Here is a 10,698-nt window from a genome sequence, read left to right as displayed (position 1 = left end):
CGCCCTGTCAGCATGAGCCCCCAGGCAGATGCATTGACGAACAACGAGTCCGATCGACCAAGGTGGCTCTCCCAGTCCCGACCGCCCAATTTGTCAGCGATGAGCCTGTCGGCAGTTTCAGCATCAGGAATTCGCAACAATGCTTCTGCGAGACACATCAGCACCACGCCCTCCTCCGAGGATAGAGAGTACTCGTGCATGAACGCATCAATGCCGCCGTGCCGGCGGCGCCCGGCGCGTACAGCCGCCACCAATTGCCGGGCGAGTTGTTCAATTTGCTGTTGTTGCTCGGGACCCAGTGTTGCCTCTGCGGCAAGTGCTCGCACGCAGGTCGTTTCATCAGCAAACAGGTGAGCGGCAATGGCGGATCGGTCAGGCAATTCAATCATTGTGCGGCACTCCTGAGTACATCTTAAATCTTTGCCACAAGTCGGGTGAGGCTTCTTTCCCAAAAACGCCCATGTTATGCCTGTCTCTGCCAGCCCCTGTCGCACGAGGCCCGACATGCCCACGAAGCCATTACGCACCCTGTCGGCTCTTCGCCGTGAAACCGCCCGCTGGCGCTCTGATGGCCTTCGATATGCCGTTGTACCGACCATGGGGGCGATCCATGAAGGTCATCTCCAGCTGGTTCGAGAGGGCCTCAAACGCGCTGATCGTGTTATCACAACCATTTTCGTCAATCCCAAGCAGTTTGCGGCACATGAAGACCTCGGAAGCTATCCAAGAGACGAGTCAGGCGATCTTCGTAAGCTTGCACAGGCGGGCAGCCATGCTGTCTATCTGCCACGCCTTGAGGACATTTACCCGCAGTACTTCGCAACCACCGTATCACTGAACGGTCCGGCAAAGACCGGGCTCGAGGACAAGTTTCGGCCAGAGTTCTTCACCGGTGTCACGACAGTCGTGGCCAAACTCTTCCTGCAAACAGGCGCTGAGATCGCCCTCTTCGGCGAAAAGGACTACCAGCAACTCAAGGTGGTAACTCAAATGGCCCGCGATCTTGATATTCCCATCAAGGTGGTCGGCATACCGACAGTCCGCGAGTCAACTGGCCTCGCTAAATCCTCCCGGAACGCCTATCTCTCGCCGTCAGAAGAGAAGACGGCCATTAGTATCCATCAAAACCTTTTGAGGACCGCGGAGGCCATTCGCAGCGGGCAGGCGCCTACCAGAGCAGCAGCAGCAGCGACCCGGCGTCTCACAGCCGCCGGACTCAAAGTTGATTACTTTGAAGCGCGCAACTCTGAGACGCTGGCTCGTCCGCGGATGGCGGGAGAGCCCCTCCGCCTACTGGCCGCGGCCTGGGTTGGACGAACGCGCCTGATCGACAACATGAAAGTTTAGAGGAGCCCAAGCTCCGCGAGTTCACGTCGCAATTCTTCCGGCATCCCGGAAGCTTTGACGGCCTTTGGTAGGTCAGGCGGTGAGCTTGCTGCTTCAAGATAACGCCACCCCTGAAAGGCGCGTTTGGGCGTCGGGCGCACCAGAACAATCTCCGGCTTGAAGACGATGCGGCAACGCTCAATCCCATCATTGCCAACGACCGGCTCCAAGTCTGCAATCGGCTGCCGGCACAGGATCATGCCGCGAATCACCCAATACAGCGATCCCCCTGGCAATATCTCGGCCACACGCTTCGGAAACATACGGGTAATATGGTCAAGAGTATCAATGCCTTGTTGGGACTCTCTTACCCACGTTTGCAGCTCTTCGATGTCGCTGACGCCAACGCAGAGCTTGATCAGATTAAGGGACATGAACGTAGTTTTAGCCACATCGGGCTCGCACCGAAAGACACACTACGGGTGTTTTCCCCAACCGACCACGCTCTGCTCCTGCCTCCGCTCCGAGCCTAACTTGAAGTAGTCGTCGTCCAAGCCCTTCAACAAAAAGCAATGACGGACCTCCACCCCGATGTTGTAGCGGATCATCAACTCGGCAAGACGGACCCCGTCAATAAGGACGATCCTTCTGGAAATCAGCGAGCAAAAACTGGTGGCCGCACCCGAAAAATGCGCCGTTGTCACCAAAACGCCCTTGCTTGCGTGACGGGCCTCAAGGCTGCCCGCGAAATCCCGCAGGTCGCTAACAGGCACGGCAGAACCAGGTTTGAGGCGCTTAGCCTGGATATAGATCGAATCAAACCCCAGCTCGTCGAGCACAATGACACCGTCAACGCCGCCATCACCGGTACGCCCGAGGCTCCTGGCCATGTTGTCGCGATTACCGCCGTAGCCCATTGCCAACAGAACGTCGATGATCAATCGCTCGAAAAACTCTGGCGATTGGGCGTGAACGCAGCCGATAAGATCTTGAACCAGTCTGGCGTGGGCGGAAGCGACCAAGGCTGAAACTGAGTCACACGCTTCCGGAGCACCACCGGCTGTTGACAGACGAGTACCGTCACGCTCTGTCATCTCGACACGCGCACCCATCAGTCGCTGAAAGTCAACGCCAAAATGCATAACTTGACGTTAAGTCAAAATTCTTTAATGCATTCTTATCGCTTTGGGAGACCAACCTGAAACCATGGACATTCAGATTACGAGGCTACCCTGCTGACAAAGCACTTTATGCCCTTCGCCTTAAGAGCGGAACACTCGCGGCCAGCATCTTTTTGGTTATCAAAACCAACCAGACGCAAGCGATAAAACACGCCCTTTGTACCCAGATCCGCTCGCACCACTACCGGTTCTTTGCCATCCAGAACCTTGAAGCGGTTCCTCATCTTCTTCCAACTCGACCAGGCAGCCTCCTCCGACGTGGCAGAGGCAATCTGAACCGCCCACCCATTGGCGGCACCGACGGACCCCGGTGCCGGTGACTCGACAGAAGCCTCTGATTCAGACGGTGCCTTTCCCTCAGTAGCTGGTTTCTCGTCCTGGGCAGAGGCTACAACAACGGGGGAATCCTCGGGCACCGTCTCGACGGCAAGAATGGTTTCCTCTGCTGTGACCGCAGCAACCGATTCTGGAGCCACTGCTGCCGGTGAAGCCACGATTCGATCGTTAAACTGCTTTCCACCACCTACAGACGGATCCTCAACCACCAGCTCCACGGGAGGAGCCTTGGCAGCGGGAAGCGCATCCCGCACCTGGCTAACCGCAGCCGTCTGGATTGCGTCACCAGATACGGCCGAGAACGAAAGTCCATCCAGAGCAGCCAGCCGCCGGTGAGCAGGCTCGTAGTTGGGGTTGGCTGCCAAAGCTTTCGTCAGCGCGTCCCGCGCATCCGACTGTCGATTCAGCTTCTCATAAACGATTGATTCAGCCACATATGCGCGCGCGGGATCCGGATAGCCATAACGCAAGGCTTTGTCGAAATCAGCAAGCGCGAACAGATACTGTCCGGTGTCACGCAACAACGTGCCACGGCTGTAATAGGCATGGCTGAACTGTCCATCTAGGAACAGAGCAGAGGTGAAATCTTCCATCGCCAACGTCGTACGATTCAAGCGCTGGTAGGATAATCCACGATTATAGAGCGCCAATGCGCGAACGGAGCCAGACATGGCATCTATACGCAGGGCAGCAGTATAATCGTCGATCGCGAACTCGTGCTCATTCATGCGCTGGTATGCAAGACCACGGTTGAGAAGAGCATTGGCAAGCGTATCGGGAGAAAGGCTACGGGAGTCGATAGCTCTGGTATAGTCGGCGATCGCAATCTCAACGTTACCCGACTGCAAGGCCTCATAGGCCGCTGTGACCAGGTCGCCTTCAGTCGAGGCGGCATGAGTTCCTGAAACCGCCACACTTGCAGCAAGAAACACGGAACACGCAGTGACAAGGAACGGGGTACGGATGCTCATATGGGGATTATTGAGCCGTCAGGGTTAAAAACGTCTTTCTTTGACAGGCCCAAAGGGTTGAGGACTCGTAAACAGGCCGTCCAGTACTGTGTCGTTTTTGGACCGGAAAGCGGCTCCCAGACGTTGACGCCAGCCGACGCTGCTGGCACAAGGGCAAGGGTGTGGTGCCTGCGAGCCGGTCGGCAGCGGGCCTAACAGGGAACGCGGTGAGGACGACCCAAATGGGGCCAAATCCGTGACTGCCCCCGCAACTGTGAGCGGATAGGGTTTTGGTAAACTCGGCCACTGGGGAACCGGGAAGGTCACCAAAGTCCAGCGACCCGCAAGTCAGGAGACCTGCCACACAAAACGACTTACCTGGTCACCACGGAGGGTGTTCATGACCGTTCATATCGCAAAATCAGCACAGCTGACAGCAAACCGGCGCCTCGGCACTGGCCTTGTCTTGATATTCATCGGACTGTGTCTTGTCTACGCAGTAGGCCTGTCAAACCTGGCGGTGGCCCACAACACCGCGCATGACACGCGCCACGCCATCGGTTTTCCCTGCCACTGACAGGTAGTGGATAATGACTGGGCGAGTTGTTCTCGCCACGCTCCTTGCAGGAATCGTGGCCGGACTTATCATGGGCGCCATACAGCACGTGCGGCTGACGCCCCTCATTCTTGCAGCAGAGGCATATGAGACGGAAAGCGCCAAGACTGGCCACACGCATGGAAGCTCGGCCAATCATGAAACTGGCCATGAACATGGAAGCAGCGCATGGGTACCCACTAATGGCTGGCAGCGTAGTTTTGCAACGTTTCTAACGGCGATCATGTCGGGCGCAGCGTTCGCCGCAGTGCTCGCCGGAATATCGCTGCTTTCAGGCCTCCGTATCACACGAAGAAATGGGCTGGTCTGGGGGATGTGCGGATTTCTGGCTGTTAGCCTCGCACCGGCTATTGGGCTTCCACCGGAACTGCCCGGTGTTCCAGCAGGAGACCTCATGGCCCGACAAGTCTGGTGGGCAGCGACAATCGTCGCGACAGGGCTTGGCTTGGTCCTGCTCGCCTCCCGCCAGGAGACCTGGGTGATTAGCCTTGCGCTTATACTCATGGCGCTCCCCCACATAATCGGCGCTCCGCATCCCATGATTACGGAAAGCAGCGTTCCACCTGCGTTGGCAGCTAGCTTCGCCGCAAACGCGCTCGCAGCCAATGCAATCTTCTGGCTCTTGATTGGGCATTTTCTCGCCCTCGCCTTTGACCGTGCCGCCAAGGACATATACTCACAATGACTACTCAGAAGATTCCGGCGACTGTGATTACCGGCTTCCTTGGAGCGGGGAAAACCACTCTCATCCGCAATCTATTGGCCAATGCGGATGGCCGGCGGCTGGCGCTCATTATCAATGAATTCGGCGATGTGGGCGTGGACGGCGAAATACTGAAGAGCTGCGGCGATTCAGCTTGCCCTGAAGACGACGTGATCGAGCTTGCCAACGGTTGTATTTGCTGCACGGTGGCGGACGACTTTATTCCAACGATGAAAAAGCTGATCGACCGTCCTGTTCCTCCACAGCACATCATTATCGAGACGTCGGGGCTTGCTCTTCCACAGCCTCTGGTACGCGCATTCAATTGGCCTGAAATCAAACCGCACGTGACGGTAGACGGGGTTGTGACCGTGGTGGATGCAAAAGCCCTGTCTGAGGGACGATTTGCAGATAATGAACAGGCTCTGGCGGCGCAACGCGCAGGCGACCCAACCCTGGATCATGAGAACCCCATCGAAGAACTCTTTGAGGACCAACTCAACTGTGCAGACATGGTAATCCTCAACAAGATCGATCTGCTCGCAGAAACTGAGTCGTCTATAGTCTCCGAAATCCTAAAACCGAAGCTGAGACCAGGCACTCGGCTTGTCCCCGCCCGCCATGGCGTCGTGGATATAACAGCCCTGATCGGCAGCAAAGCGTCAGCTGAAGACGATATGGCAAACCGACTGTCACACCATGAGATGGAAGGCGAAGAACAACATGACCATGACGACTTTGCAACTTTCGTCGTCTCCTTGGCGGAGTTGCCTGACAAAGAGTCTTTCCTTAGCCGTATCGATACGGCCATACGAACTCATGACATTCTTCGGCTCAAAGGTTTCGTCGCTGTATCTGGTCAACCGTCCAGACTTCTGATCCAGGCTGTAGGTCCAAGGCTGAGCATCTACTTTGATCGCCGTTGGAAATCAGGCGAGCGACGCCAAGGTGCAATTGTCGTGATTGGTGCACGTCACATGGATCGCGCTGCCATTGAGGCCTTGCTACGTAGCTAATGCATCTCCTCACAACGAATAGTGGTGTCATTGATGGCAACGCCGAGGCGATTGACCTAAGGCAGACACCAGCGCCCATCGTAGTTCTATCCGCGGCAGACAGTGAATTGGCGCTCCTGGCGCGTGCCCAAGATGATGTGGGGCTTCAACTGCGTCTTACCAACCTATTGCTTCTTCAGCATCCGATGTCGGTTGACATCTACGTCGAACGGACACTGAAAAATGCCAGGCTTATCGTCCTGAGATTGCTCGGGGGGTCGTCCTACTGGACATATGGTCTGGAACAAATCCAGGACCTGGCAAAGACCAGGGGTATTGATCTTGCAGTCTTGCCCGGTGATGCAACATCTGATCCAGAACTCTCCCGCCGATCCACACTTGGGCTTCAGGACTGCGAGCGACTGCGCCAATATTTGGCAGCAGGTGGGTTTGAAAATGCCAGGCGCTTCCTCGCCTACTGCCGCCATATCGTAGAGGGCACGGAAGCCCCGGCGCCAGCAGAGCAACCTCATAAATGCGGAGTTTACCGTGATACGACTGCGAGGCATAGTTCCGCGGTCGGACTTTTATTTTATAGCTCAGTCCTCGATGGGGGTCAGACCGAGCCAATTGATGCCCTCATTGCAGCACTTGAAGCTCGAGGAATTGGAACGCGCGCCCTCTATGTTGCAAGCCTCAAGGATGGCGCAAGTCTCGCCCTGCTTTCGCACGAATTGGCCGACTGTCCCCCTGACCTTATCTTGAATGCCACCAGCTTCTCCGTTGCGTCTGGCAGCACCCCAGATCCACTCAGAACTTACGACTGCCCGGTTTTGCAAGTTGTCCTGTCAGGGGGATCAGAACAGAATTGGCGCGGCAATTCCCAAGGTCTGTCTGCCCGCGACCTTGCAATGTCCGTGGTTCTTCCGGAACTTGATGGCCGCGTACTGTCGCGAGCGATATCTTTCAAGGCCGAAAGGCAATGGCACGCGGCCACAGAATGCCGAATTGTGACGTACTCGGCTTTACCCGACCGTGTTGAGTATGTCGCCGAGCTTGCGGCAAATTGGGTCAAGCTGCGGCGATCGCCGGCAGCCAACCGAAAAGTGGCAATCGTGCTTGCGAACTATCCCAACAAAGATGGGCGAATTGCGAACGGGGTCGGCTACGACACGCCCGCAAGCACCCTCGAAATCATGAAACACATGCAGCGCGAGGGCTACACAGTTGAATGTATTCCTGTTTCTGGAAATGAATTAATTAATGAATTACAGAAGGGCCCAACCAATCAGATCAAGAAGCTGCAAGAGGGGCATTCTCCTGTAACACTGCCGCTTGCCAGCTACCTCAAAAGGTTCAACTCACTCCCCGAGGTGATCCGCTCACAAGTAAACAGCAGATGGGGCTCGCCGGACCGAGATCCATTCTTCATCGCTGACCATTTTGCAATTCCGGCCATTCTCTTTGGTAACGTCGCAGTAGCAATACAACCTTCACGCGGCTACAATATTGATCCAAAAACAAGTTATCATGACCCTGCCCTGCCACCGCCACACAGTTACATCGCCTTCTATGCTTGGCTTACTGAGCAATTCTGCGCCCATTGCATAATTCACAACGGAAAACACGGCAACCTCGAATGGCTTCCGGGTAAAGCAACAGCTCTCTCAAGCGAATGTTACCCAGACGCAATCCTGGGGCCGGTGCCCCAACTCTATCCATTCATCATCAACGATCCTGGCGAAGGAACCCAGGCAAAGCGGCGAACTTCGGCAGTGATCATCAGTCACTTGACGCCACCACTTACTCGCGCAGGAACTTATGGATCGCTGGGTGAATTCGAAGCCCTGATTGACGAGTACTATGTTGCCAAAGACCTTGATCCACGACGCGCTGATGCCTTGCGAAGAACTATTCTGGATCTGGCTGCCACGGCAAGGCTCGATTTGGATGCCAGCTTCGTCAATGATCCCGATCAAGATCTCCAGCGTCTCGATGCCTTCCTGTGCGACCTGAAGGAAGCGCAGATCCGTGATGGTCTGCATGTTTTTGGTCACACGCCACAGGGTCAACAGGAAACAGATCTATTGCTCGCACTTACACGCCTGCCACGAAGGCTAGGTGAGCGTGGTGATCAGTCTCTCCTTCGAGCACTGTGCAATGACTTTGGTTTTGAAAGCTTCGATCCACTGTCCTGCGACATGACCGAGCCATGGGTCCAGCATAAGCCGCCGGAATTGCGCGATCTCACAGCAGATATCTGGCGCAACTCGTCAGACACGGTGGAGCGTCTGGAACTTTTTGCTAGCAAGTTGGTATCAGGAACACCCACGCCAGTGAGTTTCACACATACCCGATTGGTCCTTGATAGTCTTGAAATTGACCTTCGCCCAAGACTGCGTGCCTGCGGTCAATCCGAAATCACCTCTATGGTAGCAGGCTTGGATGGTCGCCTGGTCGATCCTGGTCCCTCAGGTGCACCCACCCGAGGCCGGGCTGATATACTCCCAACCGGAAAAAACTTCTACTCCCTGGATAATCGGACCCTCCCTACGCCTACCGCATGGAACCTGGGAAGAAAATCTGCTGAACAACTACTTCTCCGTCATCTTCAGGACGCTGGATACTACCCAAAAGCGATCGGACTATCCGCTTGGGGAACGTCCAATATGCGTACTGGAGGAGACGACATCGCCCAGGCTCTTGCACTCATTGGCGTTAAACCGGTGTGGGATCCTGCGAGTTGGCGGGTAACTGGCTTCGAGATCATTCCCCTCGCTCGGCTCGATAGACCACGGATCGATGTAACTCTTCGGATTTCCGGTTTCTTCCGAGATGCTTTTCCCTCACAAATTGAGCTCCTCGACAAGGCCATTCGCGCAGTTTCTTCACTCGAGGAAGATGAAGAAGATAATCCTCTGGCCGCCCGGCTGACCTCTGAGCTTGCCGCGTTTGAGGCAGCTGGTCTATCGTCAGAAGATGCTCTTCGGATCGCGGGAAGCCGCATTTTTGGATCAAAACCCGGGTCTTATGGCGCAGGCCTGCAGGCCATGATCGATGAAAAGATCTGGTCGGAGCGTGCTGATCTCGCCGCAGCCTATGTAACTTGGGGAGCCTATGCGTATGGAGCCGCAGCCGGCGCATTTGACGAGGTTGCATTTCGCACCCGACTTAGCCGCATAGAGGCAGTGGTACACAACCAGGACAATCGAGAACACGATCTTCTCGATTCGGATGACTACTATCAGTTTGAGGGTGGTATGACCGCCGCCGTCGAACAGGCATCAGGTCGCCGCCCACGCACCTACCACAATGACCATTCACGTCCCGAGCGCCCGATTATACGAACACTGGAAGAAGAGGTTAGCCGTGTCATGCGCTCGCGAGTTGTAAATCCAAAATGGATCTCCGGTGTAAAGCGCCACGGATATAAAGGCGCCTTCGAGATCGCCGCCACTATTGATTATATGTTCGCCTTTGCAGCTACAACGGGTGCCGTACGTTCACATCATTTCGATCTTGCCTATGACAGCTTCATTGCGGATGAGGCAACACGGACTTTCATTGCAGAGAACAACGCCGCAGCGCTCAAGGAGATCGCCGCGCGTCTAGTTGAAGCTGAGGAACGTGGTCTCTGGACCCCTAGAGCCAACTCCGCACATAATGTCCTGAAGGATTTATTGCCATGACCGAAGATTCTCCAGACTACGACAATTCCCGACACCATGACAAAATGGTCAAGAAAAAAGCTGTCCGCGACAAGATCATGGCGGGCAAGACCATTGAGAAGGGCTTAATGATCGTTCACACCGGCAAGGGAAAGGGAAAGTCCACAGCAGCTTTCGGCATGGTATTCCGCGCTCTGGGTCACGGCATGAAGATAGCAGTTATTCAGTTCGTGAAGGGAGCCCGTCTTACCGGGGAGCGCGTGCTGCTTGAAAAATTTTCCGATCTGGTCACGATAAAGGCGATGGGTGAGGGCTTCACCTGGGAAACGCAGGATCGGGAACGCGATATTTCTCACGCTCGTGCGGCTTGGGAAGAAGCAAAGCGTTTCATAGCGGACCCCACGATTTCAATGGTGCTTCTAGATGAATTGAATATCGTGCTGCGCTACGACTACCTTCCGCTGTCCGAGGTTATTGAGGTGCTACGTGCCAAGCCAACTGACAAGCACGTAATTGTGACTGGCAGAAATGCGCGTGAGGAAATCATCGAAATTGCCGATCTGGTTACCGAGATGGAGCAGGTGAAACACCCCTTCCGGTCAGGCGTCAAAGCCCAGGCAGGAATAGAATTCTGACGGTATGGCGCAAATTTGCATAAACCCGCCGCTCGCATTGCTTGACCTGACGGCAACCGAGCACTAGGACAATACCTCGCAGCGTCCCCAGAGACGGGACTGAAAGCAATTTCCGGTGAGGCCGACCCAAGGCGGGGCCAAGGCCGGAGCTGCCTTCCGGACCGGGCCTCGCCCGGGGAACTGCTCATCAGGAAGGCAGGATCATGGCAGAAAAGCTAGGGGTCATGTTGTGCGGCCACGGAAGCCGTGACAAGCAGGCCGTCACGGAATTTGCCGTTCTTGCTCGTC

At 55.6% G+C, this 10,698-nt stretch carries 9 protein-coding genes, 1 pseudogene and 1 riboswitch; of the genes and pseudogenes, 6 read left to right on the top strand and 4 right to left on the bottom strand.

Translation table 11 applies throughout. From position 1 onward, the window contains the following. Positions 1 to 389: pseudogene (locus tag ACILRN_RS12600) on the bottom strand (bifunctional proline dehydrogenase/L-glutamate gamma-semialdehyde dehydrogenase); the annotation flags it as partial. Positions 390 to 504: 115 nt separating this feature from the next. Between ACILRN_RS12600 and panC the strand changes: the two are divergent. Beyond that, complete coding sequence (panC, locus tag ACILRN_RS12595) at positions 505 to 1,347, top strand: pantoate--beta-alanine ligase (protein ID WP_395688795.1); 843 nt, start codon at positions 505 to 507, stop codon at positions 1,345 to 1,347. On the opposite strand, the gene ACILRN_RS12590 is transcribed toward panC, so the two are convergent. From ACILRN_RS12590 to ACILRN_RS12580, 3 genes are all read right to left on the bottom strand, one after another. Then, complete coding sequence (locus ACILRN_RS12590) at positions 1,344 to 1,760, bottom strand: DUF1489 family protein (protein WP_395688793.1); 417 nt, start codon at positions 1,758 to 1,760, stop codon at positions 1,344 to 1,346. The genes panC and ACILRN_RS12590 overlap by 4 nt on opposite strands. Positions 1,761 to 1,802: 42 nt before the next feature. After that, positions 1,803 to 2,420, bottom strand: coding sequence for a restriction endonuclease (locus tag ACILRN_RS12585; protein ID WP_395688791.1), 618 nt, complete (start codon positions 2,418 to 2,420; stop codon positions 1,803 to 1,805). A 125-nt stretch (positions 2,421 to 2,545) separates the two neighbouring features. Next, positions 2,546 to 3,814 carry a tetratricopeptide repeat protein gene (locus ACILRN_RS12580; protein WP_395688789.1) on the bottom strand — a complete coding sequence of 423 codons (1,269 nt, stop codon included), beginning with the start codon at positions 3,812 to 3,814 and terminating at the stop codon, positions 2,546 to 2,548. Positions 3,815 to 3,959: 145 nt separating this feature from the next. Then, positions 3,960 to 4,173: riboswitch (cobalamin riboswitch) on the top strand. Positions 4,174 to 4,193: 20 nt separating this feature from the next. Here ACILRN_RS12580 and ACILRN_RS12575 point away from each other — a divergent pair. From ACILRN_RS12575 to cobO, 5 genes are read left to right on the top strand one after another with little or no spacing between them, the layout of a single operon-like run. Then, positions 4,194 to 4,370, top strand: a complete 177-nt coding sequence (locus ACILRN_RS12575; RefSeq protein ID WP_395688787.1) for a CbtB-domain containing protein — start codon at positions 4,194 to 4,196, stop codon at positions 4,368 to 4,370. A gap of 13 nt (positions 4,371 to 4,383) precedes the next feature. Then, on the top strand, positions 4,384 to 5,094 hold the full coding sequence (locus ACILRN_RS12570; RefSeq protein ID WP_395688785.1) for a CbtA family protein: 711 nt from the start codon (positions 4,384 to 4,386) through the stop codon (positions 5,092 to 5,094). Then, a complete protein-coding gene (gene cobW / locus ACILRN_RS12565) occupies positions 5,091 to 6,128 on the top strand; it encodes a cobalamin biosynthesis protein CobW (RefSeq protein WP_395688783.1) in 1,038 nt (345 codons plus the stop codon). Before ACILRN_RS12570 ends, cobW begins: the two co-directional genes overlap by 4 nt. Then, positions 6,128 to 9,796: a cobaltochelatase subunit CobN gene (cobN, locus tag ACILRN_RS12560; protein WP_395688781.1), complete on the top strand. Its 3,669-nt coding sequence runs from the start codon at positions 6,128 to 6,130 to the stop codon at positions 9,794 to 9,796. Before cobW ends, cobN begins: the two co-directional genes overlap by 1 nt. Continuing rightward, positions 9,793 to 10,410, top strand: a complete 618-nt coding sequence (gene cobO, locus ACILRN_RS12555) for a cob(I)yrinic acid a,c-diamide adenosyltransferase (protein WP_395688780.1) — start codon at positions 9,793 to 9,795, stop codon at positions 10,408 to 10,410. Before cobN ends, cobO begins: the two co-directional genes overlap by 4 nt. The last annotated feature ends 288 nt before the right edge of the window (positions 10,411 to 10,698 follow it).

The sequence above is a fragment of the Aestuariivirga sp. genome (assembly GCF_044238155.1).
Taxonomy (GTDB): domain Bacteria; phylum Pseudomonadota; class Alphaproteobacteria; order Rhizobiales; family Aestuariivirgaceae; genus Aestuariivirga.
This window is presented reverse-complemented; position numbering and strand designations above follow the sequence as displayed.